24 protein-coding genes are annotated in these 23066 nt (G+C 59.1%); 21 read left to right on the forward strand and 3 right to left on the reverse strand.

What is annotated here, in order from left to right; genetic code table 11:
• Positions 1–5 precede the first annotated feature (5 nt).
• The 20 genes from VGC62_RS24145 to VGC62_RS24240 all read left to right on the forward strand — a co-directional run bounded on the left by VGC62_RS24145 (position 6) and on the right by VGC62_RS24240 (position 18744).
• Complete coding sequence (locus VGC62_RS24145; RefSeq protein ID WP_331189596.1) at positions 6–260, forward strand: acyl carrier protein; 255 nt, start codon at positions 6–8, stop codon at positions 258–260.
• Positions 257–802 (forward strand): hypothetical protein, encoded by a 546-nt coding sequence (locus tag VGC62_RS24150; RefSeq protein WP_331189597.1) that lies wholly within the window; start codon positions 257–259, stop codon positions 800–802. Before VGC62_RS24145 ends, VGC62_RS24150 begins: the two co-directional genes overlap by 4 nt.
• Positions 799–2478 (forward strand): AMP-binding protein, encoded by a 1680-nt coding sequence (locus tag VGC62_RS24155; RefSeq protein WP_331189598.1) that lies wholly within the window; start codon positions 799–801, stop codon positions 2476–2478. The genes VGC62_RS24150 and VGC62_RS24155 overlap by 4 nt, the downstream gene beginning before the upstream one ends.
• Entirely contained in the window at positions 2471–3205 is a 735-nt protein-coding gene (locus VGC62_RS24160; protein ID WP_331189599.1) for a glycosyltransferase family 2 protein, read from the forward strand. Before VGC62_RS24155 ends, VGC62_RS24160 begins: the two co-directional genes overlap by 8 nt.
• On the forward strand, positions 3202–4146 hold the full coding sequence (locus VGC62_RS24165) for a glycosyl transferase (protein ID WP_331189600.1): 945 nt from the start codon (positions 3202–3204) through the stop codon (positions 4144–4146). The genes VGC62_RS24160 and VGC62_RS24165 overlap by 4 nt, the downstream gene beginning before the upstream one ends.
• Positions 4127–5671, forward strand: coding sequence for an aromatic amino acid ammonia-lyase (locus VGC62_RS24170; protein ID WP_331189601.1), 1545 nt, complete (start codon positions 4127–4129; stop codon positions 5669–5671). The genes VGC62_RS24165 and VGC62_RS24170 overlap by 20 nt, the downstream gene beginning before the upstream one ends.
• On the forward strand, positions 5664–6089 hold the full coding sequence (locus VGC62_RS24175) for an acyl-CoA thioesterase (RefSeq protein WP_331189602.1): 426 nt from the start codon (positions 5664–5666) through the stop codon (positions 6087–6089). The genes VGC62_RS24170 and VGC62_RS24175 overlap by 8 nt, the downstream gene beginning before the upstream one ends.
• Positions 6086–6697, forward strand: a complete 612-nt coding sequence (locus VGC62_RS24180; protein ID WP_331189603.1) for an outer membrane lipoprotein carrier protein LolA — start codon at positions 6086–6088, stop codon at positions 6695–6697. Before VGC62_RS24175 ends, VGC62_RS24180 begins: the two co-directional genes overlap by 4 nt.
• Positions 6687–9026: a hypothetical protein gene (locus VGC62_RS24185; protein WP_331189604.1), complete on the forward strand. Its 2340-nt coding sequence runs from the start codon at positions 6687–6689 to the stop codon at positions 9024–9026. Before VGC62_RS24180 ends, VGC62_RS24185 begins: the two co-directional genes overlap by 11 nt.
• Positions 9023–10204, forward strand: a complete 1182-nt coding sequence (locus VGC62_RS24190; protein ID WP_331189605.1) for a sodium:proton antiporter — start codon at positions 9023–9025, stop codon at positions 10202–10204. Before VGC62_RS24185 ends, VGC62_RS24190 begins: the two co-directional genes overlap by 4 nt.
• Positions 10195–11442 carry an NAD(P)/FAD-dependent oxidoreductase gene (locus VGC62_RS24195; RefSeq protein ID WP_331189606.1) on the forward strand — a complete coding sequence of 416 codons (1248 nt, stop codon included), beginning with the start codon at positions 10195–10197 and terminating at the stop codon, positions 11440–11442. Before VGC62_RS24190 ends, VGC62_RS24195 begins: the two co-directional genes overlap by 10 nt.
• Positions 11439–12185, forward strand: a complete 747-nt coding sequence (locus VGC62_RS24200) for a class I SAM-dependent methyltransferase (RefSeq protein WP_331189607.1) — start codon at positions 11439–11441, stop codon at positions 12183–12185. Before VGC62_RS24195 ends, VGC62_RS24200 begins: the two co-directional genes overlap by 4 nt.
• The gene (locus VGC62_RS24205; protein ID WP_331189608.1) at positions 12182–12667 is read left to right on the forward strand and encodes a DUF3261 domain-containing protein; all 486 of its coding nucleotides are present in this window, start codon (positions 12182–12184) and stop codon (positions 12665–12667) included. The genes VGC62_RS24200 and VGC62_RS24205 overlap by 4 nt, the downstream gene beginning before the upstream one ends.
• On the forward strand, positions 12664–13860 hold the full coding sequence (locus VGC62_RS24210; RefSeq protein ID WP_331189609.1) for a beta-ketoacyl-[acyl-carrier-protein] synthase family protein: 1197 nt from the start codon (positions 12664–12666) through the stop codon (positions 13858–13860). Before VGC62_RS24205 ends, VGC62_RS24210 begins: the two co-directional genes overlap by 4 nt.
• Positions 13857–14330: a hotdog family protein gene (locus tag VGC62_RS24215; RefSeq protein WP_331189610.1), complete on the forward strand. Its 474-nt coding sequence runs from the start codon at positions 13857–13859 to the stop codon at positions 14328–14330. Before VGC62_RS24210 ends, VGC62_RS24215 begins: the two co-directional genes overlap by 4 nt.
• Complete coding sequence (gene fabG / locus VGC62_RS24220) at positions 14323–15051, forward strand: 3-oxoacyl-ACP reductase FabG (protein WP_331189611.1); 729 nt, start codon at positions 14323–14325, stop codon at positions 15049–15051. Before VGC62_RS24215 ends, fabG begins: the two co-directional genes overlap by 8 nt.
• Entirely contained in the window at positions 15051–16277 is a 1227-nt protein-coding gene (locus tag VGC62_RS24225; protein ID WP_331189612.1) for a beta-ketoacyl-ACP synthase, read from the forward strand. The genes fabG and VGC62_RS24225 overlap by 1 nt, the downstream gene beginning before the upstream one ends.
• Before the next feature lie 41 nt (positions 16278–16318).
• Complete coding sequence (locus tag VGC62_RS24230) at positions 16319–16786, forward strand: hypothetical protein (protein WP_331189613.1); 468 nt, start codon at positions 16319–16321, stop codon at positions 16784–16786.
• Between the two features lie 635 nt (positions 16787–17421).
• Positions 17422–18246: a lipid II-degrading bacteriocin gene (locus VGC62_RS24235; RefSeq protein WP_331189614.1), complete on the forward strand. Its 825-nt coding sequence runs from the start codon at positions 17422–17424 to the stop codon at positions 18244–18246.
• A 78-nt stretch (positions 18247–18324) separates the two neighbouring features.
• Complete coding sequence (locus tag VGC62_RS24240; protein ID WP_331189615.1) at positions 18325–18744, forward strand: hypothetical protein; 420 nt, start codon at positions 18325–18327, stop codon at positions 18742–18744.
• Positions 18745–18759: 15 nt separating this feature from the next.
• Here the strand turns inward: VGC62_RS24240 and VGC62_RS24245 are convergent, their stop codons facing one another.
• Positions 18760–19650, reverse strand: a complete 891-nt coding sequence (locus VGC62_RS24245) for a LysR family transcriptional regulator (protein ID WP_331189616.1) — start codon at positions 19648–19650, stop codon at positions 18760–18762.
• 162 nt (positions 19651–19812) lie between these two features.
• Here VGC62_RS24245 and VGC62_RS24250 point away from each other — a divergent pair, with 162 nt between their 5' ends.
• Positions 19813–21042, forward strand: coding sequence for an MFS transporter (locus VGC62_RS24250; protein ID WP_331189619.1), 1230 nt, complete (start codon positions 19813–19815; stop codon positions 21040–21042).
• Between the two features lie 345 nt (positions 21043–21387).
• Here VGC62_RS24250 and hemE read toward each other — a convergent pair whose 3' ends face one another.
• Complete coding sequence (gene hemE / locus VGC62_RS24255; RefSeq protein WP_331189617.1) at positions 21388–22452, reverse strand: uroporphyrinogen decarboxylase; 1065 nt, start codon at positions 22450–22452, stop codon at positions 21388–21390.
• A gap of 219 nt (positions 22453–22671) precedes the next feature.
• Positions 22672–23066: FAD-dependent oxidoreductase (locus VGC62_RS24260; protein ID WP_331189618.1), on the reverse strand; the 395-nt coding region annotated here is incomplete at its 5' end.

Below are 23066 nucleotides of genomic sequence, written 5' to 3' on the forward strand. Positions count from 1 at the left end.
TGAACATGCAAACCCGTGAAGACATCTTCGAAACCTTGCGCACCGCGCTGGTTGAGTTGTTCGAACTTGAACCTGAGCGAGTCACCCTCCAGGCCAACCTGTATCAGGACCTGGAGATCGACAGTATCGACGCGGTCGACCTGATCGATCACATCAAACGCAAGACCGGCAAGAAAATAGCCGCCGAAGAGTTCAAGGCAGTGCGCACCGTCAATGACGTGGTCGAGGCTGTCTATCGCCTGGTCAATACCACCGCATGAATCGCCTGATCGGCCTGGCGCTGGTGCTGGCGGGTGTGCTCTATCCGTTTGCGGTGTATTTCGGCATAGGGCATTTTTCGCCGTGGCAGTTCGCGCTTTTATTGGGCGCGTTGTGGGCTGCTCGCGCCCTGACCGCAGAGCGCCGTCCCGGTAGCCTGACCATGGCGCTGGTCGCGCTTGGCTTTTGCCTACTGCTCGGCATCCTCGACAGCCGCAGTCTGTTGCGTTGGTACCCGGTGCTGATCAGCGGTTTCATGTTGAGCCTTTTCGGCCTGAGCCTGGTACGCGGAATGCCCCTGGTGGAGCGACTGGCACGCATGACCGATCCCGACTTGCCGCAGCGCGCAATCCATTACACGCGCCAGGTCACGCAAGTGTGGTGTGGTTTCTTTCTGCTCAATGGCCTGCTCGCTGCGGCGCTGACCCTGTGGGCACCACTTGCCTGGTGGACCCTTTATACCGGCCTCATCGCCTACGGATTGATGGGAATTCTGTTTGCAGGCGAATGGCTACTTCGTCAACGAGTGCGAGGGCGCACATGAGCTGGATCGACCTTGAGCACCTGTTGCTCGAAGCGCACGACGGACGCGGTCTGACTCATGCACCGGCTATGGATCACACACAGTTTCGCACCTTCGCCCTTGGCGTCGCCGCGAGCCTGGCCGAGCGCAAGGTAAAACGGGTCGCCGTTCACCTTGAGGACGCCGGTGAGTTGGCCGTGGCGGTGTTCGGTGCCTGGCGCGCCGGTGTTGAAGTCCTGTTGCCGGCAGATCTTCAAGCGCAGACACGCGAACGCTGGGCAGGCCAGGTAGACCTATGGCTGACCGATCACGCTGACGATATATCGCTGAGCATGCTCAATGCCGAGCCACTGCTACCGGCCGCGTTGGATCTCGATCACTGCGTCCTCAGCCTGTGTACTTCAGGCTCCAGCGGCGAACCGAAGCTAATCGAAAAGCGTCTGCGTCAACTGGCCAACGAGGTCAGCGCGCTGGAGCGTCTTTGGGGTGCAGAGCTGGGCAGCGCGTGCATCATCGGCAGCGTTGCAACCCAACACATTTATGGTCTGTTGTTTCGAGTGTTGTGGCCCCTGTGCGCCGGACGCAGCTTTGTGCGCCAACAGCTACCCTTCCCCGAAGACCTGCAGCGTGCCAGTCGTGAACACACGACATTCGCCTGGGTCGCCAGCCCGGCATTGCTCAAACGCATGGGCGACAACCTCGACTGGCCGAGCATGCGAACGGTACGCCGGGTGTTTTCATCCGGTGGCGCGTTGCCTGTGGAGGCCGCTAAAAGTCTGCATGCCCAGCTTGGTCAATGGCCGACCGAAATTCTCGGCAGCTCGGAGACCGGCGGCATCGCCTGGCGTCGCTGTGATCCGCTGTGGCGTGCGTTTGAAGGCATCACGCTAAGCCAGGACAGCAATGGCGCACTGCGCATCGAATCGCCCTACCTGCCTACTGGGCATATCGAACAGACGGCCGATGCCGCGCGCTTTACCCCCGACGGCCGCTTCGAACTGCTGGGCCGTCTGGACAGGATCGTAAAGCTGGAAGAAAAACGCATTGCGCTGCCCCTGCTGGAGCAAGCGCTGACGCTGCATGACTGGGTGAGCGAAGCACGTTTTGGCGTGATCAAAGAAAACCGCGCCTCGCTGGGTGCGCTGGTGGTACTCAGTGACAGCGGCGTGCAAGCACTGCGCAATCAAGGGCGACGCGCCCTCACTCAAACGCTGCGCCAACATCTGGTCCCACATTGCGAAGCGCTTGCACTGCCGCGCCGCTGGCGGTTGTTGCGCCAACTACCGCTGAACCCGCAGGGCAAACTGCCTCAGGCGCAGGTTGATGAAGTGTTAATGGCGCCACGGATTAAAGAACCTGAACTGGTGGGCCAGCAACAGGTCGACGGCGATCTGCGCCTGGACCTGATAGTGCCGCTGGACCTGGCGCACTTCACCGGGCACTTCCAGACAACCCCGATTCTTCCTGGGGTCGTGCAAGTGGATTGGGCCATCAATCTGGCGCAGCGTTTACTGTCCGTACCGCCGAAATTTGTCGGCATGGAAGTACTGAAATTCCAGCAACTGGTGCGCCCCGGCGACCGAATCAGCCTGACCCTGCGCTTTGACAGCGAGCGCAACAAACTGCACTTCGCCTACCGTAACGGTGGCTCGTCCTGCTCCAGCGGTCGGATATTGCTGGAGGCTGCACATGCATAATCCCTGCGCCGTGATTCCGGTCTACAACCACGAGCGGGCTGTACCTGCTGTGGTTCAGGAGTTGCTGGACGCTGGCCTGTCCTGTGTTTTGGTCGATGACGCCAGCAGCCCGGCCTGCGCCGCGGTACTGCACGCGCTTGCCGAGCAGGCCAAGGTGTTTTTGATCCAATTGCCGATAAACCAAGGCAAGGGCGGCGCGGTCATGGCCGGCTTGCGTGAGGCTGCAAGGCTCGGCTTCAGCCACGCCCTGCAAGTCGATGCCGATGGCCAGCATGACCTGAACGACATCAAACTGTTTCTCGACGACTCCCGGCAACACCCGCAATCGCTGATCTGTGGCTACCCGAAATACGATGCCAGTGTGCCGAAAGGTCGATTGTATGCACGCTATTTGACCCACGTCTGGGTCTGGATCAACAGCCTGTCGCTGCAGATTCCCGACTCGATGTGCGGCTTCCGGGTGTACCCGCTCAAACCCGTGCTGCATTTGATCAACACCGTAAGCCTTGGCAAACGCATGGATTTCGATCCTGAAATCCTCGTGCGCCTGTCCTGGCGCAATCAGCCAATGCGTTGGCTACCCACCAGGGTTCATTACCCACAGGATGGCCTGTCGCATTTTCGGTTGTTCCACGACAACGCTTTGATCTCCAAAATGCACACCAAGCTGTTCTTCGGCATGCTGGGACGCTTCCCGCTGATCCTCTGGCGGCGATGGCTGCCATGAGTGATCACCAACAAAAACGGCACTGGGCCGAACACCAGGAGCGTGGCAGCTTCGTCCTCATGAAACTCACGGCATGGGCCGTCAAGCTGCTCGGTCGTCGCCTGCTGAGCCCCGTGCTGCACGGGATAGTCCTGTATTTCTTCCTGTTCGGGCGCGATGCTCGCCGCAGTGCCTGGCAATACCAACAGCGTTTGGCCGATTGGGGTAACCGTCCGGATCTGCGGCCGACCCGGTGGCGAGTGTTCAAACAATTCATGGCCTTCGCTGACGCGCTGCTCGACAAGCTCGACGTATGGAACGGCAAGCTCGGGCTGGAGCAAATCCAGATCGCCGACAACGCCCAGTTGCGCAGCCAATTGCGTGGGGAGCGCGGGCAAATGCTGGTGGGAGCTCATCTGGGCAACCTCGAAGTGTGTCGCGCGCTGGCAGAGCTGGGCGAGAAAGTGACCATGAACGTGCTGGTTCACACTAAACACGCCGAGCGCTTCAATCGTCTATTGGGTGAAGCCGGTGCGACCAACCTGCGGTTGATTCAGGTCAGCGAACTGGACCCGGCGATCATGCTGCAACTGAGTCAACGCCTGGATCGCGGCGAGTGGCTGGCAATCGCTGGCGACCGTATTGCTCTGCACGGCGGACGTAACGCCCGCGTTGACTTCCTGGGCCATTCAGCAGCTTTCCCGCAAGGCCCGTGGCTGCTGGCCGGTCTGCTGAAATGCCCGATAAACCTGATCTTTTGCCTGAAGGGCGCCACCGGCTACCAAATCATTCTTGAGCCCTTCGCCAGCAGCATCCAATGGCGCCGCAGCGATCGCCAACAGGTGATCGCGCAATGGACTCAACGCTACGCCGACCGCCTCGCACACTACTGCCTGCAAGCGCCGCAGCAGTGGTTCAATTTCTACCCGTTCTGGAAATCCGATGACCAACCCAGCACTTGAGCCGATCATCTTCGGCGAGCGTCATTTGAGCATTGAAGAAGTGCGGGCCTTGGCCAATCGCCAACGTCCGACCGCATTGCAACGCGACCAGGACTACCGCCAGCGCATCGCCAAGGGCGCGCAGTTCCTTGATTCACTGCTGGACAAGGAAGGCGTGATTTACGGCGTGACCACGGGCTACGGAGACTCTTGCGTGGTGGCCGTACCGTTGCAACACGTCGAAGCGTTGCCACGCCATCTGTACACCTTCCACGGCTGCGGCCTGGGCAAACTGCTCGACGCACAGGCCACGCGCGCCGTGCTCGCGGCGCGCCTGCGTTCGTTGTGCCACGGGGTTTCCGGCGTGCGCTTCGAGCTGCTTGAGCGCCTGCAGGCGTTTCTCGACCACGACATCCTGCCGCTGATCCCCGAAGAAGGCTCGGTCGGTGCCAGCGGTGACCTGACACCGTTGTCATACGTGGCGGCGACCCTGTCAGGCGAACGCGAAGTGATGTTCGAAGGCGAGCGTCGTCAGTCCGCTGACGTGCATCGTCAACTGGGCTGGGACCCATTGGTGTTGCGTCCCAAAGAAGCGCTCGCGCTGATGAACGGCACTGCCGTGATGACCGGTCTGGCGTGCCTCGCGTTCTCCCGCGCCGACTACCTGCTGCAATTGGCAACGCGCATCACCGCGCTGAACGTGGTGGCGCTGCAAGGCAATCCCGAACATTTCGACGAGCGCCTGTTTGCCGCCAAACCGCATCCGGGGCAAATGCAAGTGGCCGCCTGGCTGCGCAGCGATCTGGCGATCGACGCGCCGACCGCGCCATTGCACCGCTTGCAGGATCGCTACTCTTTGCGCTGCGCCCCTCATGTACTGGGCGTACTGGCGGACAGCCTGAACTGGCTGCGCAGCTTCATCGAAATCGAACTCAACAGCGCCAACGACAACCCGATCATCGACGCCGAAGCCGAGCGCGTGCTGCACGGCGGACACTTCTACGGCGGGCATATCGCGTTCGCCATGGACAGCCTGAAGACGCTGGTCGCTAACGTTGCCGACTTGCTCGACCGCCAACTCGCCCTGCTGGTAGACGAACGCTATAACCACGGCCTGCCGAGCAATCTGTCCGGCTCACCGGCTGATCGGGCGATGATCAACCATGGTTTCAAGGCGGTGCAGATCGGCACCAGCGCATGGACCGCCGAGGCGCTGAAAAACACCATGCCGGCCAGCGTGTTCTCGCGCTCCACCGAGTGCCATAACCAAGACAAAGTGAGCATGGGCACCATCGCCGCCCGCGACGCCATTCGTGTGCTGGAACTGACCGAACAAGTCGCCGCCGCCACCTTGATCGCCGCCAATCAAGGCGTGTGGCTGCGCAGCCGCGTTGCTGATGCTCGTCCTCTGCCGCCGGTACTGGCCGCTATGCATGAGCAACTGCGTGAAGACTTTGCGCCCGTGATCGAAGACCGCGCGCTGGAAGGCGAACTTCGTCTGTGCCTGCAACGCATCGCCACGCAACACTGGAGGCTGCATGCGTAACAAGGGAGTCATCCACGCCGACACCGAAGTGCTGGTGCCGTTTTTCGACGTCGATACCTTGCACGTCGTCTGGCACGGGCACTACGTGAAATACCTCGAAGTGGCGCGCTGCGGCCTGCTGGACAAACTCGGCCACGACTACAACCAGATGCGCGATTCAGGCTATGCCTGGCCAGTGATCGATCTGCAACTGCGCTATGTGCGCGGTGCCGTGTTTGGTCAGCGCTTGAACGTGCGCGCCAGCCTTGTCGAATGGGAAAACCGCTTGAAGATTGATTACCTGATCACCGATGCCGCCAGCGGCGAGCGCCTAACCCGCGCCAGCACCACACAAGTGGCCGTGGAGATCGCCAGCCGGGAAATGCAACTGGCCTCGCCGAAGGTGTTCGTCGATGCCGTACAGAAGGCATTGTCATGACTCGTCTGCGTCACACGTTGCTGGCGATGTTGCTGGTTGCCCTGCCGCCGCTGGCCCATGCATTCGATCTTCAACAGTTGAGCGAGCAACTGGCCAAGCCCACCGTCATCCATGGCGGCTTCGTTCAGGAAAAGCACCTGCGCGCCCTGCCGCAACCGCTGACCAGCAAGGGCAAATTCGTACTGGCGAAGGATTTTGGCCTGTTGTGGCTGCTCGACACCCCGCTCAAGCAGGACTACCGGATCACTGCCGCGGGCATTGCCCGTCGTGAGGACGACGAAGACGGCGGCTGGCAAATGATCCCGAACAAAAGCGCGGGTGCTGAGCAGAACCGGTTATTTCTCGCCGTGCTGCAAGGCGATAGCAGCGGCCTGCAACGGGATTTCGAACTGCAACTGAGTGGTGACGCACAGGCCTGGAAACTGACGCTGGTGCCACGCTCACTGATGCTTGCGCAGGTCTTCAAACAGATCAACATCGACGGCGGCGAACTGGTGCAACGCATCGAGCTGCTGGAAACCCAAGGCGATAGCACGCTGCTAAAGATGCTCGACAGCACTGCCAAACAACCGCTGAGCGATGCGGAGCGCACTGATTTTGCACAGTGAACGCCTGTTGCCTCGTCTGTTTCTCATTATCCTGCTGGCCGTGTTGGCCTTGGCCGGATGGCAGTGGCGTGACGGCGCCCCCTTGTCGGCCAACCTGATGGAGCTGGTGCCCGGCAGCAGCCCCGACGCATTGGAACTGCGCGCCGAACAGCGCATGCAAGAACCACTGAACCGGGAGATGCTGGTGCTGGTAGGCCAAGCCGATCGGCAAAAAGCAATCGCCCTGGCGCAGCAACTGAGTGATCAATGGCAAGCCAGCGGACTGTTCGAAAAGGTCCAGTGGAACCTTCAAGCCGACCTGCCCGCGCTGCGCACGCAACTGCTCAGAGGTCGTTTGTCGATGCTCGCCGATGATGATCGCGAGCAACTGATCAGTCGCCCGCAGATCTTCATCGAGCAGCGGATCAAAAGCCTGTTTGACCCGTTTGGCGGTTTCAGTCTGGTACCGAGCCAAGACGACTGGCTGGGCTTGACCGGGCGCATCCAGAACAGCCAACCAGAGCGTGGTTCGGTGCAACTGGACATCGGCAGCGGCGCGCTGATCGCCAACGCCGACGGCATAAACTGGGTCCTGCTGCGAGCACGCACCAACGCCGATGCCTTCGACATGCACCTGCCACTGAAAGTCGCGCAATTGCTTGAGACCGCACGCACCGAAGCAAGCAAGGTCGATGGCCAACTGTTGGCCGCCAGCGGCTTGCTGTATGCGGCCAACGGCCAGCAACAGGCGGCGCGGGAAATCACCTGGGTCGGCGGAGGCGCCACACTGGGGATTCTGGCTTTGCTGCTGTTGGCGTTTCGCCGCTGGCGGGTATTGCTTGCGTTTTTGCCGGTCATTGTCGGCATGCTGTTTGGCGCCGTGGCCTGTGTGGCACTGTTCGGCAAGATGCATGTGATGACGCTGGTGCTGGGCTCAAGCCTGATCGGCGTAGCGGTCGACTACCCGCTGCATTATCTGTCGAAGAGTTGGAGCCTGAAGCCGTGGCGCAGCTGGCCGGCATTACGCTTGACCTTGTCCGGCCTGACACTGAGCCTTGCCACCAGTTGTATCGGTTATCTGGCGTTGGCCTGGACACCGTTTCCAGCCCTGACCCAAATCGCCGTGTTCTCCGCTGCCGGGCTGCTGGGCGCTTACCTCACCGCCGTGTGCCTGTTGCCCGCGCTGCTCAGCGGCGTCGATTTGCGCCCTGCGCAATGGCCGCTGCGAATCGCCGAATGCTTGCTCAATTGGCGTGAAGTGTTGTTGAGCAAGGTCCCGACGCCTGCCTTGTTGGCGCTGCTGACGGTCTTTTGCGCAGCGGGGTTGTGGCAACTGACCACCAAAAACGACATTCGCCAGTGGATCTCCGCGCCGCCGTCGCTCACTGACGAAGCGCGCACCATCGCTCGCATCACCCATTACCAGCCGACCAGCCAGTTCTTCCTGGTGCGCGGCAAAGATCAGCAGCAGTTGCTTGAGCGTCAGGGCGCCCTCGCTCAACGTCTGGACCAACTGGTGAATCTGGACAAACTCCAGGGCTACCTGGCGCTGAACCAACTGGTCGCCTCGCCCACCGACCAAATCAAGGCTCGCGATGCGCTCAACGCCCTGCCAGCGTTCTGGCAACCGTTGCTCAACCTGGGTGTGCCGGTCGAAGCACTGAACACCGAACTCAATACGCTAAAGGCGCTGGAGGTTCAGGACATCGACAGTGCCCTGGCCGGTCCGATGGCTGAGCCGTGGCGCCCGTTGTGGCTGGGCACTACCGCTGAGGGGGTGGCCGGCATCGTCAGCGTGCAGGGCTTGAGTGATGCCAACTTGCTGCGCGTTCAAGCAGCCGACCTGGACGGCGTACAACTGGTGGATCGACTCGGCGACCTGAACAAGGTTTTTGCCGACACGCAAATCAGCGCCGCCGAGCTGAAGCTGCTGTCCTGCCTGTTGATCGTCGCGCTGCTGATCATCCCGTTCGGGCTCGGTGGAGCGCTAAAGGTCATTGCGCTGCCGCTACTGGCGGCGCTGTGCAGCCTTGCGAGCCTTGGCTGGCTCGGTCAGCCACTGACATTGTTCAGCTTGTTCGGCCTGCTGTTGGTGACCGCGATCAGCGTCGATTACGCCATTCTCATGCGCGAGCAAATCGGCGGCGCTGCCGTCAGCCTGTTGGGCACGCTGCTGGCGGCGGCCACAACCTGGCTGTCATTTGGTCTGCTGGCAGTTTCGAGCACGCCTGCGGTGAGCAACTTCGGTCTGTCAGTCAGCCTTGGCTTGGCCTTCAGCTTCATCCTTGCGCCCTGGGCGGGCAGTCATGCCAAGGCCGTCGAAACCACTGAAGTGCAGGTGCAGTCATGATGATCGTGGTGTTTTGGGCCTTGATCCTCGCACTGTTCGCATTGGCGACACGCTTGGGTCGACACCTGAATTTGATCCCCATCGTCAGCCAATTGCTGCTGGCGACCTTTGGCCTGCCGCTGCTGATGCTGTTCTGGGTCGAGCCAAACTGGCACCTGAGCGGTGCGCAACTGGTTGCCCCGGTGTGGCTGAAAACCCTGTACGGCCTGAGCTTCGCGGTGGTACTCGGGCATATTCTCAGCGATGTAATTGACCTGCGCCTGGATCGGCAAAGCCTGAAAGTCGCGCTGCCCAGTTTTTGCGTACCGCTGTTGTGCGGCGTGGCGTGCGGGGTCTGGTTACTGAAAGAGCAATCGTGGCTCAGCTCACTGGCAATCGGCCTGGTGTTCGCAATCACAGCGATTCCGGTGCTGTATCTGTACCTGCACCACATCGGTTATCCCGCCCAAGCCACGCGGCGGCTGGTGCAAACCGCGATCCTGATAGACCTCGCTTGCTGGAGCCTGTTCGGTCTGGCGCAAGGCAGTCTGCACCTGAGCGGCCTGGCGCTGCCATTGGTGGGGGCCTGCGCACCGTTGCTGCTGCGATGGATGAGTATCCGCCAGCCAAAAATATACGGCGCGCTGTTCTTTGCCCTGCTGATGGTCGCCGAGCATTACCGGATCAATGCGCTGATCTTCGGCATTGGCTATCTGCTGTGCATGAACGCCCTCAAACAGCCGTTCGCCCTTCCGCTCAAGCCCGCATTGTTCAAGGCGTTGCAGCACTACCTCGCGATTCCGTTGATCCTTACCTTCGGCATCGTGCAGATCAATGTACACAGCGCCATGGGCGATCTGGGCTGGATCAACCTGCTGGCACTGATCGTGTTACCCATTTCCAGCAAAATGCTTGGCAACTGGCTGGGCCTGCGTTGGGCGCCCCCCTCTTTTCCGGGCGCCAGCCGCTGGAAAGAAAGCCTGCTGCTGAACATTCGGGGCTTGAGCGAAATCGTTTTCCTGAATTTGCTCTTGCAACAGCAGCTCATTACGCCGGCGCTGTATTTCGCATTGATGTCGATGAGCCTAATCGCCACGCTGTTGCCTGCCTTGGCGGGCATGAATCGCCCTCTGGCACTGCGAGAGGCCAAACCTGTAGACACCGTCAAACCCGTAGACAAGGAAACCACGTGCCAATAGCTGAAATGGAATGTCGCCAGATCGTCGTGATCGGTGCCGGTCCTGCCGGAGCCATCGCCGCCGCACTGCTCAAACGCCAAGGGCACGATGTGTTGATCATCGAGCGCCAGCAGTTCCCCCGGTTTTCCATCGGTGAAAGCCTGCTGTCGCACTGCCTGGATTTCGTCGAAGAAGCGGGCATGCTCGATGCCGTTCAGGCAGCCGGGTTTCAACTGAAAAATGGCGCTGCGTTCGCATGGGGTGAGCGCTATAGCGAGTTCGATTTCGGTGATACCTTCAGCGACGGCAAACCGAGCACATTCCAGGTACAGCGCGCACAGTTCGACAAAGTGCTGGCCGACGACGCCGAGCGCCAAGGCGTGGAAATCCGTTATCAGGAGGAAGTCACGGCGGTCGATTTCGACGCGCCGCAGCCTGTGCTACGGGTACGCCGAATGGACAGCAGCGAATACAGCGTCCAGGCGCAGTTCGTGCTCGATGCTAGCGGATACGGTCGTGTGCTGCCCCGTTTGCTGGATCTGGAAGCACCATCCGATTTCCCGATTCGTCAGGCAGTGTTCACCCATATCGAAGACCGTATCGACCATCCGGGTTTCGACCGGCAAAAGATTCTGATCACCATCCACCCTGACATGCGTGACGTTTGGTTTTGGTCGATTCCGTTCAGCAACGGGCGTACGTCCATCGGCGTGGTGGCCTCGGCTGAGCGCTTCAAAGACAAACCACAGAATCTAGACGCATGCCTGCAAGCGTTCATCGATGAAACGCCAAGCCTGAAAAACGTGCTGCAAAATGCCGTCTGGGACATCCCGGCGCGGACCATCGGCGGCTACTCGGCCAACGTCAAAACCCTGCACGGCAAGGGCTTCGCGCTGCTGGGTAACGCGGCGGAATTCCTCGACCCGGTGTTCTCCTCTGGTGTAACCATCGCAATGCGCTCGGCGAGCATGGCCGCAGCCATACTGCATCGCCAATTGCAGGGCGAACGCGTCGACTGGGAAAGCGAATTCGCGACCCCGCTCAAACGCGGCGTAGACACCTTCCGCGCCTATGTCGAAGGCTGGTACGACAGCAGTTTCCAGGACGTGATTTTTTATCCGGGCAGCACGCCCGACATCCGTCGCATGATCTCCTCGATCCTCGCCGGTTATGCCTGGGACCAGCGCAACCCGTTCGTGGCAGAACCCAAACGGCGCCTGCGGATGCTCGCTGAAATCTGCGCGAGCCAAACCTCATGAGCGAACGATTTTTCAGCGACAGCTACGTCGAAGAAACCCGCCTGGGTTTCATGTTCCTGCGCAGCCACACCTGGCAGCATCATGTGTTACGCGTGGCGATCAACGATTTGCGTAGGCTGTTTAGCGATCCACTGCCAGAAAACGCCGTGCTGCTGGACGCTGGCTGCGGTCAGGGCAAGTCGTTTCAGTACCTGCACAACACCTTCGCACCAAGCCGCATTATCGGGATCGACGCCGACCCGCACAGCCTCAATCTCAGTGGCAAGGAGGCCCTGCGGCAAGGCTTGAATGTGGAACTGATCGGCAGCGATTGCGCGGTCCTGCCGCTTCCGGATGCCAGCGTTGATATAGTCTTTTGCCACCAGACATTTCATCATCTGGTGGAGCAGGAAAAAGCCCTGACCGAGTTTTATCGCGTGCTCAAGCCCGGCGGTTATCTGCTGTTTGCCGAATCTACCGAGGCGTACATTGACACCTGGGTCATCCGTTGGTTTTTCCGCCACCCGATGCATGTCCAGAAAAGCGCCGGGCAATACCTCGAGATGCTGCGCGGGCAAGGTTTCGAGTTCAGTTCACACAACGTCTCTTATCCCTACCTGTGGTGGAGTCGCGCCAGGGACTTCGGGCTGCTGGAACGCCTGAAATTGATAAAGCCCAAGCCGTTCGGGCAACGCGAAGAAACCCTGATCAACGTCGTGGCGCGTAAACCGCTGCGCGCCTTTGTCGAAGGTGAAACCTCATGATTCGCCCCCTCCTGCTGGCCTGTTTGCTGTTGCTGAGCGCTTGCGCCAGCCAAGCCCCGCTGCCCCCGGAAGTCCCGCACCTAAAACTGCCGCAACAGTTGCACATCCAACGCGAACAAGCCGGGCAGCGACAAGACTGGCTACTGGTGGTGCAGAAAGAACATCGCGACCTGCGTTGGTCATTGATGGACCCGCTGGGTATTCCACTGGCCCGGCAAAAACTGGCGAAGCAGAAATGGAAAGCCGATGGTTTGCTGCCGCCCAATCCCGAAGCCCGGGAGCTGTTCGCAGCACTGCTTTTTGCGCTGACGACCGAGGACCAGGTGCGCTTCGATTACCCCGGCGTTCAGCTTCGTGCGCACGGGCGCAGCCTGGATGAGCGCTGGACGGTGGATTACGCGACGGAAGGCTTTTTCCGGATAACCCTTCAGGACGGCGTCAAGTACACCGTCAGCCCGCTCGAAGGCAAGGCCACGAAATGACCGCCTACCTCAATGCCCTCGGCTTGATCTGCTCGCTCGGCGACAGTCGCGCAACTGTGGCACGCGCACTGTTTGCCGGTGACGCCTCGGGCATGGTCATCGAGAGCGGTTGGGTGCCAGAGCGCAGCCTGCCGGTTGCATCGGTCAAGGTTTCACTGCCCGAAATTGCGCGCGAACTGGGCCAGCAGAGCAGCCGCAACAATCAGCTGTTGCTCGCCGCCCAATTACAGATCGACGATGACATTCAGCGCGCGATCCAGCGCTACGGACGTGATCGTATTGGCGTGATTCTGGGCACCAGCACCTCAGGCATCGACGAAGCCAGCCGCGGTATCGCCGCTTATTTACGCGATAACCAGTTCCCTGGCGACTACGACTATCAACAACAGGAACTCAGCGCTCCGGCCAACTTCCTCGCGGTGCTGCTACAGTTGAGCGGCCCGGCCTATGTGATTTCCACAGCTTGCACCTCCAGCGCGCGTGCGTTGCTCAGTGCTCGGCGCCTGCTCGACATGGGCCTGTGCGACGCGGTGCTGTGTGGCGGCGTGGATAGCTTGTGCAAACTCACCCTCAACGGGTTTACCTCGCTGGAAGCCGTTTCGGCACAGCGTTGCAATCCTTTTTCGTGTAACCGAAATGGCATCAATATTGGCGAAGCGGCCGTGTTGTTTCTGATGACACGCGAAGCCAGCGACGACCACTCGATTGCCTTGCTCGGTACCGGCGCCAGCTCGGACGCGCACCATATTTCTGCACCAGAACCCAGCGGACGTGGCGCGAAACAAGCCATGCAACAGGCGCTCGACAACGCAAAACTAAAACCGACAGACATCAGCTACCTCAACCTGCACGGCACGGCCACCCAACATAACGACGCAATGGAAAGCCACGCCGTGCAGGGGATTTTCCCGGATGGCGTGCCCTGTTCGTCGACCAAACCCATGAGCGGCCACACGCTGGGTGCCGCTGGAGCGCTTGAGGCAGCTTTTTGCTGGCTCACGCTGTCCTCGGAAAATGCTGAACAGACTCTGCCCCCTCACGTGTGGGACGGCCAGGCCGACACAGACCTGCCCGCCTTGAATTGGACAGGCCTCAGTGCCCCGCTGCTGCAAGACGGACCGCGCCGAATGATGAGCAACTCGTTTGCATTCGGCGGTAATAACGTCAGCCTGATCATCGGAGACGGTCCATGACTTTCACAGCACAACACCCATGGTCACCCGCCGATGTGCTCCCGCATTCAGGCGACATGATCCTCATCGACGAGGTGCTGGACTTTGGTGACGAACACGTTCGCACCCGCGTCCATGTCCGCCCAGGTGGCTTGTTCAATCGAGCCGACGGCAGCCTGCCCGCCTGGGTTGGGATCGAATTGATGGCGCAAAGCGTGGCGGCCTTCGCGGGCTGTCAGGCACGGCTCAGCGAGCAGCCGGTAGAGCTGGGGTTTTTGCTCGGCACGCGTAAATTCGAGTGCAACGTCGAGCATTTCCCGGTCGGCAGCGAGCTGATTATCCATGCCCAACGCTCCTTGCAGGACGACAGCGGCATGGGTATTTTCGAATGCCACCTGACAGGCGTTGGCATCACCGCCGTCGCGCGGTTGAACGTGTATCGCCCGCCTCAATCGGAGCATTATCTGGCGCAAGGAGCCCAAGATGACTGACTCAATACTGGTCACAGGCTCCAGCCGTGGCATTGGTCGCGCTATCGCGCTGCGCTTGGCCCAAGCAGGCTTTGATTTGGTGCTGCACTGTCGTAGCGGCCACGCCGAAGCCCAAGCGGTGCAGGCCGAGATTCAGGCATTAGGACAACAAGCGCGGGTACTGCAATTTGATGTCGCTGATCGCGCCGCCTGCAAGGCGATTCTCGAACAGGACGTGGACACCCACGGCGCCTATTACGGCGTGGTCTGCAACGCCGGGCTCACCCGCGACGGCGCGTTCCCGGCGTTGACCGATGACGATTGGGACATCGTGATGCGCACCAACCTGGACGGTTTCTACAACGTGTTGCATCCGGTCATGATGCCGATGATTCGTCGTCGCGCCGCAGGACGCATCGTTTGCATTACCTCGGTTTCGGGCATGATCGGCAACCGCGGGCAGGTCAATTACAGCGCCTCCAAGGCGGGCGTGATTGGTGCGGCCAAAGCGCTGGCGATTGAGCTGGGCAAACGCAAGATCACCGTCAATTGCGTCGCGCCGGGGCTGATCGACACCGCCATGCTCGACGAAAACGTGCCGGTGGATGAGCTGATGAAAATGATCCCCGCACAACGCATGGGCACCCCCGAAGAAGTCGCGGGCGCCGTGAATTTCCTGATGTCGGCGGAAGCCTCGTACATCACCCGCCAGGTCTTGGCGGTCAACGGAGGCTTGTGCTGATGAAGCGCGTCGTCATCACCGGCATGGCCGGCATTACCTCGCTGGGCAGTGACTGGGCCAGTATCGAAGCCCATTTCAACGCCAACCGCAGCGGCATTCGGCGCATGGACGAGTGGGATCGCTTCACTGAACTCAACACGCGACTGGCAGGCCCCATCGATGACTTCGCCGTGCCCTCGCACTGGACACGCAAGCAATTGCGCAGCATGGGGCGCGTGTCTCGCCTGGCGGTGGCTGGCGCCGAGCAAGCGCTGCTGGACGCAGGTCTGCTCAACGAGCCGCTCATTCGCGACGGGCGCATGGGTGTGGCCTGCGGCTCGTCCACGGGCAGCACGGACGAAATCAAGGCATTCGGCAACATGCTGTTGAACTCAGTGGCCGATGGGCTGAACGCCAACTCCTACGTGCGCATGATGCCGCACACCACCGCTGCGAATATCAGCATCTTCTTCAACCTGACCGGGCGCCTGATCCCGACTTCCAGCGCCTGCACCAGCGGCAGCCAAGGGGTGGGTTATGCCTATGAAGCGATCAAGTTCGGGCGTTTGCCGTTGATGCTGGCGGGCGGCGCGGAAGAGCTATGCCCGACCGAGGCAATGGTGTTCGATGCGCTGTACGCCACCAGCCTGAAGAACGATGCGCCGCACACAAGCCCACGTCCCTACGACAGTGGCCGCGACGGCCTGGTGATCGGCGAAGGCGCTGGCATGCTGGTGCTTGAAGAGCTAGAGCACGCCCTGGCCCGTGGTGCGCATATTCATGCGGAAATCGTCGGTTTCGGCAGCAACGCCGATGGCGTACACACCACGCGTCCCGAGCAAGTAACCATGCGCCGGGCCATGGAACTGGCACTGGAAGATGCAGGACTCGCGCCGCAAGCCATCGGTTACGTCAACGGCCACGGCACTGCAACAGAGCAGGGCGACATCGCTGAAACCCTGGCCACCCACAGCCTGTTCGGATCACGTATGCCGATCAGCTCGCAAAAAAGCTTTCTGGGTCACACGTTGGGCGCCTGCGGTGCATTGGAATCCTGGTTCAGCATCGAGATGATGAACCGCGACCGTTACATCCACACCCTTAACCTCGACCAGGTCGATGAGCGCTGCGGCGAGCTGGATTACCTGCGCGGAGAACCTCGGCGCATGAACCATGAGTTCGTCATGAACAACAACTTTGCCTTCGGTGGCGTCAACACGTCGTTGATCTTCCGTCGTTGGCCGTAACGTGTTTTAAACCCGTTTTTTTCACTCTCAGGAGAAATGGAATGTCCTCCCTGCTTCGCGCGTCACTGATTATTCTGGCCCTGCTGTCGACGGCCGCCTGCACCAGTAAACCCATCGTGACGCCCAATCGCGAGGTCCCGGCGACCCTTCAGCCGGATCAGGCTCAAATGAAACAGGCGATCCTGACCACGCTGGTCAAGCGCAAGTGGAGTGTTCAGCGCGTCAGCCCGGATCTGATTCAGGCCGAGATCACCGTGCGCAACCAGTACCACGCTGAGATCGACATCGTTTACACAGCGACTCACTACCAGATCAAATACCGTGACAGCCGTGAGATGAGCTATGCGGATGGCAAGATCCACAAGAACTACAACCGTTGGGTCAGGCTGCTGGACAAAGGCATCTTGCGTGAGTTGCGTGATAACAAGGCGCAAGCCACAGCGCACAGCATGGCGAACGGCGTGACCTCGCAAAACATGTCGCAAAGTGTGCCGCAACCCGCTCAATAATCGTTGACCCTCTGAAGGGGTGAATACATGACACTAAAACCTGGGCTGCAGATCTCATCAAACAAGAGATAGTTCATTGATTTAACAGGCAATAAATCACCTGTTGGCGAGGCTTGGCCTGGGCCGCATCCGGACGAAGGTAGTGGGCTTGGTTGAGAGCAGGCTGGATATACCGACCTCATTCGCGGGCAAGCCTCGCTAACAAGATCCCGTGTTTGCTGCGCGACAGCGCGGCTGTCTGGACGGTGGGGCGATCTACGGGGAAACAGAATTCCCTTTCGGTAACTTCCCCGCCTTGCGCGTCACCAACTCGATAAAGGCCTTGGCCATCGGGGATTTCTGGTCCTTGCATTTACGGGGCATTATTACAAAGCGCGGTGCAGCGTTCGGTCGAGTGGTGCTCACATAGTTCTACCGCCATTTACAAGCGCACACTTTCACCGAATTCATATCAATACATTGAGATCATACAAAACCCTCCGATAATTACGTAGGAATACTCCCTTTATAAATACCCGCATTGCAACCAGCTTGAATACCTGCTTGTATAAATCCACAGCGCACACCTAAAGAAATCCTGTACAGCACTTCATAGGTTGCCGACCATCAATCAGTACTCACAATGGAGCTTTGCAATGAATAACACGATTACACTTCCAGCAACTTACATTAAGGCGACCGCATACAATCGCAGTCCAAATAACAAAGGAAATTTTGGTGGACCGCCCCTCCCACCACGTGTCTCCAGGGGGGCAGCAGCTATCCGAAGATCAGCGGCTTACCTGAATGGAAATTGGCAGGAAATTATAAACAGCCTGCTGACCGCACAATTTAACAACCCACACCTCATCGGCCCCCTTAAAGAAGACTTGACCACAGCACACTATGCTGACCAGTTCATGTGTCTCAATCCTAATGCCACAACAGCGAATGCTTGGCTACACGGTTTGAACAAGGCGAGCGTAAGGAGTGTCCCCATAGACAAAAATGAAAATGAGCTCTCCGGAGGTCTGTTTTCGCCAATGAAAGCCTTGGCCCATGCAATTTCTGGGGAGGGGACGCCCTTGCATATAAAAATAGAAAACACCGGCATCAAACCAACGCCCATTAACTTACCTGCACTACGAACGCTGATTGAAAATGCTCAGATTGGAAGCTCACCTGTACATATAGAAAAAGCCGCGTACAACTCAGGCATTGACTCAACGATAGCGGGGAGTTATTTGGGAAATATTACTTTGAAGATTAGCGGAATCGTAAACAAATACAACGAACAACACTTTACATTTACGGGGGAAGCACGGGCTTATCATGACACGTATGATGCAGATGCTTCTAGTCATCGATCGTGGCTGGCCGAAGCCGCAACCACAGCGTTAAGGGTAATAATGGAAAAAGAGCAGTCGAAGCCATACGAAATAGTGATCTCAGGATCTCTCCCTTTACATTACTCTCAATAAACCAAACAGCCCCTCTGCCCAACGGATGGGCTGCTAAATCACAAACCCGCTCTTGCCTTTAACCACTAGGATAGTGTCGTGAAAAGACCCTACTTAAAGCACCCGTTTATCGTCAGTATTTTACTCATCGGCAGCTGGCTATCTCTTTGGCTACCTGTATACCTGTTGACCCCGGAGCTTCGTGAACATGATGAAGGGGAAGCGATTTTGGACTACGCAAGGTATGTAATTTTAGCTTTGGTGCTTTCCTGCGTAAGCCTGCTGCCGGTAATCATCGGCGGCATATACCTTTGGCTGAAAAAGAAAGACCCATTACTTCTTGGCGACCGTGTTTTTTTATTCATTACGTATCTACCTGCACTCGGCCTGGCTGCTTTGAATTTATACGTTGCCATTGACGGACTATTCAATCTGTGGACTTTTATCGTGCCCGCGCTGTTGTATTTCTCGCTTCTGGTCTATTTAACACTCGGTTTCCCCGCAAAAACCAACCGCTGACATGATTTCACGGACTCACCCCGCCTTGCGCGTCACCAACTCGATAAAGGCCTTGGCCATCGGGGATTTCTGGTCCTTGCGTTGCACCAGCCACACCGCTGAGGTCGCGTCAGGGTCTAGCAGCGTCCGATAGACCACGCCATCGATGCGCATGCGCTGATACGACGCCGGCAGCACCGTCACGCCTAACCCGGCTGCGACCAAACCAATAATGGTCATCGCTTCGCCCGCTTCCTGGGTGATCGATGGGCTGAAACCGGCTTCCCTCGCCAAATCCAACAACTGCGCGTATAGGCCGCTGCCGTATGAACGCGGGAAAAACACGAACGGCTCGGCGGCCAGCGTCTTCAGGTACAGACCTTTCTCGCTGCCCACTGCCAGCGGATGGTCGGAGCGAATAATCGCCACCAACGGTTCGCGCATCAACTCAACTGCCACCAACGAGTCGGGTAACGGCAGCGGGCGCATGATCCCGACCTGCATCGATTGCTCTTCCAGTTGCTCGGCGACTTCCTTGCTGCTCATTTCCTGCAACGCTAAATGAACGGAGGGAAAACTCTGACGGAAGGCAAAGATCGCCTGGGGAATGCTGGAGGTAAACGGCGCAGACGCCGTGAAGCCGATTTTCAACTCACCGATCTCGCCCAATTGCGCACGCCGCGCCACATCCGCCGCCTTGTCTACTTGAGTCAGAACCAGCCGCGCCTCATCCAGAAACAGCCGACCCGCCTCGCTGAGTTCGACTCGCCGATTGGTACGCTCAAACAGCCGCGCGCCCAACTCGTGTTCCAACGCCTGGATCTGCTGACTCAGGGGCGGCTGGGAAATCCCCAGCGACGCGGCAGCCCGGCCGAAATGCAGCTCTTCGGCGACCGCGATGAAGTACCGCAAGTGACGTAATTCCATGGTGATCCCATTAGGTTGTGAAACCTATCAAACAGGTCGAACAATATATTGGAAAGAATCATTAGGCAGCTATATGCTTTCCCCATTATTTGCTCAGCCATTCCCTGAGGTTCCGTCGTGAAAACTGCTGTAGCCCCCGCCTCGCAAGACCCGGCGTCCGCCATGGTCACTGCTGCTATCCCGCTGGGCGACACGTATATCGAGAAAGACACGCCAGCGTTCATACGCACCGTACTGGCGCTGTTCTCAGGCGGCTTCGCGACGTTTGCATTGCTGTATTGCGTACAACCGATGATGCCGGTGCTGTCCCGAGACTTCTCCATCAATGCGGCCCAGAGCAGCATGATCCTCTCTGTTTCCACCGCCATGCTCGCCATCGGCCTTTTGATTACCGGGCCAATTTCCGACCGCCTCGGGCGCAAATCAGTGATGGTGTTCTCGCTGTTTTCCGCCGCGATCTTCACCATCGCCAGCGCCTTGATGCCGACCTGGGAAGGCGTACTGGTAGCGCGTGCCCTGGTGGGGTTGTCACTCAGTGGGTTGGCGGCAGTGGCGATGACATACCTGAGCGAAGAAATTCATCCGCAGCACATTGGGCTGGCGATGGGGTTGTACATTGGCGGCAATGCAATTGGCGGGATGAGCGGACGGGTCATCACCGGGGTCCTGAGCGACTACGTCAGTTGGCACACCGCGTTATTGATCATCGGCGTGCTCGCGATGGGCGCAGCGACCGTGTTCTGGAAGATCCTGCCGCCGTCGCGTAACTTCAGTGCCCGACCACTAAATGGTCGCAGCCTGCTGGAAGGCTTTGTTCTGCAGTTTCGCGACGCAGGCCTGCCATGGCTGTTTCTCGAAGGTTTTTTGCTGATGGGCGCGTTTGTGACGCTGTTCAACTACATCGGCTACCGATTGCTGGCGGATCCCTACAACCTGAGCCAATCGGTGGTCGGCCTGTTCTCGGTGGTTTACCTGTCGGGCATCTATAGCTCAGCGAAAATAGGCGCCCTGGCGGACCGACTGGGACGTCGCAATGTGTTGTGGGCAGTGATCGTTTTAATGCTGGCAGGTGTTGCGTTGACCATGTTCACGCCACTGGCCGTGATCATCATCGGTGTGCTGGTATTCACCTTCGGCTTTTTCGGTGCCCACTCTGTCGCCAGCAGTTGGATTGGCCGCCGCGCCATAAAAGCCAAAGGCCAGGCCTCGTCGCTCTATCTGTTCAGCTACTACGTGGGGTCGAGTATCGCGGGCACCGGTGGCGGGGTGTTCTGGCATTACGCTGGCTGGAATGGCATAGGCCTGTTCATCGGCGTACTGCTACTCATCGCACTGGGCGCTGCACTGAAGCTGGCGAAAGTGCCGCCGTTGGCGGTGAATGTCCAAGTCTGAGAAGACCACATTTCTTAGGCTTTGCGCGTACTTGTAGACGCTGCGGATGGCGTATGTCTTCAATGTGGCGGGCTGTAGGAGCGCGGCTTGTCCCGCGATCTGGCGCGCAGCGGCAGTAAACCCGATGTGCGCGGTCTACCTGTCACACCGTATTCACAGGTTTTACGACGGGTTCCCCGCCGGTCGCGGGACAAGCCCGACTCCAACATGGGGGCGGGCCAGAATGCACTTTAGGAGTGAACCTGTTCGCGAGACGGGTCTCAGACGCACCGCGTTAGTCGCCTCGCTCGTCTCGTCCTACAACACATCCATCTTTGCGTCTGAGCCAGCTACATCGGTCGAACGTTACTGGTGATACTGCGCCGACATCTCATGCACCGCCTCGATAAACACGCCCGCATTGGCCGGGTCGACTTCGGGGGTGATGCCGTGGCCCAGGTTGAAGACGTGGCCAGTGCCGCTGCCGTAGCTGGCGAGAACGCGCGAGACTTCCTGGCGAATGGCTTCGGGGCGCGCATAAAGCACGGTGGGGTCCATGTTGCCTTGCAGGGCGACCTTGCTACCAACGCGAGCGCGGGCTTGGCCGATGTCGCAGGTCCAGTCCAGGCCAAGGGCATCAGCGCCCGCATCAGCGATGCTTTCGAGCCACAAGCCGCCGCCCTTGGTGAACAAAATGACCGGCACTTTACGGCCATCGTGTTCGCGAATCAGGCCGCTGACGATCTTGCGCATATAAGCCAGCGAGAACTCCTGATACGCCGCTGCCGAGAGGCTACCGCCCCAACTGTCGAAGATCTGTACCGCCTGCGCACCAGCCAATATTTGCCCGTTGAGATAGGACGTAACCGACTGCGCCAGCTTGTCCAGCAGCAAGTGCATGGCTTGCGGGTTGTCGTAGATCATGGCTTTGGATTTGCGGAAGTCTTTGGACGAGCCGCCTTCGACCATGTACGTCGCCAGCGTCCAGGGGCTGCCGGAGAAGCCGATCAGCGGCACGCGCCCATTGAGTTCGCGGCGGATGGTACTGACCGCATCCATCACATAACCAAGGTCTTTCTGCGCATCAGGGATCGGCAGCGCCTGGACGTCGGCCAGGGTGCTGACGGTTTTCTTGAAGCGCGGACCTTCGCCGGTTTCAAAATACAGGCCCAGGCCCATCGCATCGGGAACGGTGAGAATGTCGGAGAACAGAATGGCAGCGTCCAGCGGATAGCGCTCAAGCGGCTGCAAGGTGACTTCGCAGGCGAACTCCGGATTCATGCACAGGCTCATGAAGTCTCCCGCCTTGGCACGGCTGGCGCGGTACTCTGGCAGGTAGCGACCAGCCTGACGCATCATCCAAACAGGCGTGACGTCAACGGGTTGCTTTTGCAGGGCACGCAGGAAACGGTCGTTCTTCAGGGCAGTCATGGCAGCATCCGGAAAAAAAGTGCGGGCATTTTCTCAGACACCAACGCAAAAGGCACGGTAAGTACCGTACCTTTTATCTATCGGGGCGATTTGTCGCAGGAAGTGGCTGCAACCAAATCTGTAGGAGTGAATTTATTCGCGAGGCGGTTTCGGCTTGAATTTCGTCGTCACACGCCACATCGCCTCGCGAATAAATTCGCTCCTACAGAGCTCTATAGATCAGACCTCGAGATAATCCAGAATCCCCTCAGCGGCATTTCGGCCTTCGAAGATGGCCGTCACTACCAGGTCAGAGCCGCGCACCATGTCGCCGCCGGCGAAGATTTTCGGGTTGCTGGTCTGGTGCTTGAACTGGCCTTGTTCCGGGGCGACGACGCGACCCTGGCTGTCGGTCTGGATACTGAACTGCTCAAACCAGGGCGCCGGGCTTGGACGGAAACCGAAAGCGATGACCACCGCATCAGCCGGGATGATCTCTTCGGAGCCAGGAATCGGTTCAGGGCTGCGACGGCCACGTGCGTCGGGCTCGCCGAGACGGGTCTCGACCACTTTGACGCCTTCGACCTTGTCCTCGCCAACGATAGCGATGGGCTGGCGGTTGTAGAGGAATTTCA

This window comes from Pseudomonas sp., from assembly GCF_036404235.1.
Classification (GTDB): domain Bacteria; phylum Pseudomonadota; class Gammaproteobacteria; order Pseudomonadales; family Pseudomonadaceae; genus Aquipseudomonas.

Coding starts and splice junctions, on each gene's coding strand:
- VGC62_RS24230 (WP_331189613.1), top strand. CDS start 16,319: ATGTCCTCCCTGCTTCGCGCGTCACTGATTATTCTGGCCCTGCTGTCG.
- VGC62_RS24200 (WP_331189607.1), top strand. CDS start 11,439: ATGAGCGAACGATTTTTCAGCGACAGCTACGTCGAAGAAACCCGCCTG.
- VGC62_RS24150 (WP_331189597.1), top strand. CDS start 257: ATGAATCGCCTGATCGGCCTGGCGCTGGTGCTGGCGGGTGTGCTCTAT.
- VGC62_RS24160 (WP_331189599.1), top strand. CDS start 2,471: ATGCATAATCCCTGCGCCGTGATTCCGGTCTACAACCACGAGCGGGCT.
- VGC62_RS24145 (WP_331189596.1), top strand. CDS start 6: ATGCAAACCCGTGAAGACATCTTCGAAACCTTGCGCACCGCGCTGGTT.
- VGC62_RS24250 (WP_331189619.1), top strand. CDS start 19,813: ATGGTCACTGCTGCTATCCCGCTGGGCGACACGTATATCGAGAAAGAC.
- VGC62_RS24155 (WP_331189598.1), top strand. CDS start 799: ATGAGCTGGATCGACCTTGAGCACCTGTTGCTCGAAGCGCACGACGGA.
- VGC62_RS24215 (WP_331189610.1), top strand. CDS start 13,857: ATGACTTTCACAGCACAACACCCATGGTCACCCGCCGATGTGCTCCCG.
- VGC62_RS24190 (WP_331189605.1), top strand. CDS start 9,023: ATGATGATCGTGGTGTTTTGGGCCTTGATCCTCGCACTGTTCGCATTG.
- VGC62_RS24225 (WP_331189612.1), top strand. CDS start 15,051: ATGAAGCGCGTCGTCATCACCGGCATGGCCGGCATTACCTCGCTGGGC.
- VGC62_RS24235 (WP_331189614.1), top strand. CDS start 17,422: ATGAATAACACGATTACACTTCCAGCAACTTACATTAAGGCGACCGCA.
- VGC62_RS24165 (WP_331189600.1), top strand. CDS start 3,202: ATGAGTGATCACCAACAAAAACGGCACTGGGCCGAACACCAGGAGCGT.
- VGC62_RS24170 (WP_331189601.1), top strand. CDS start 4,127: ATGACCAACCCAGCACTTGAGCCGATCATCTTCGGCGAGCGTCATTTG.
- VGC62_RS24205 (WP_331189608.1), top strand. CDS start 12,182: ATGATTCGCCCCCTCCTGCTGGCCTGTTTGCTGTTGCTGAGCGCTTGC.
- hemE (WP_331189617.1), bottom strand. CDS start 22,452: ATGACTGCCCTGAAGAACGACCGTTTCCTGCGTGCCCTGCAAAAGCAA.
- VGC62_RS24175 (WP_331189602.1), top strand. CDS start 5,664: ATGCGTAACAAGGGAGTCATCCACGCCGACACCGAAGTGCTGGTGCCG.
- fabG (WP_331189611.1), top strand. CDS start 14,323: ATGACTGACTCAATACTGGTCACAGGCTCCAGCCGTGGCATTGGTCGC.
- VGC62_RS24245 (WP_331189616.1), bottom strand. CDS start 19,650: ATGGAATTACGTCACTTGCGGTACTTCATCGCGGTCGCCGAAGAGCTG.
- VGC62_RS24180 (WP_331189603.1), top strand. CDS start 6,086: ATGACTCGTCTGCGTCACACGTTGCTGGCGATGTTGCTGGTTGCCCTG.
- VGC62_RS24210 (WP_331189609.1), top strand. CDS start 12,664: ATGACCGCCTACCTCAATGCCCTCGGCTTGATCTGCTCGCTCGGCGAC.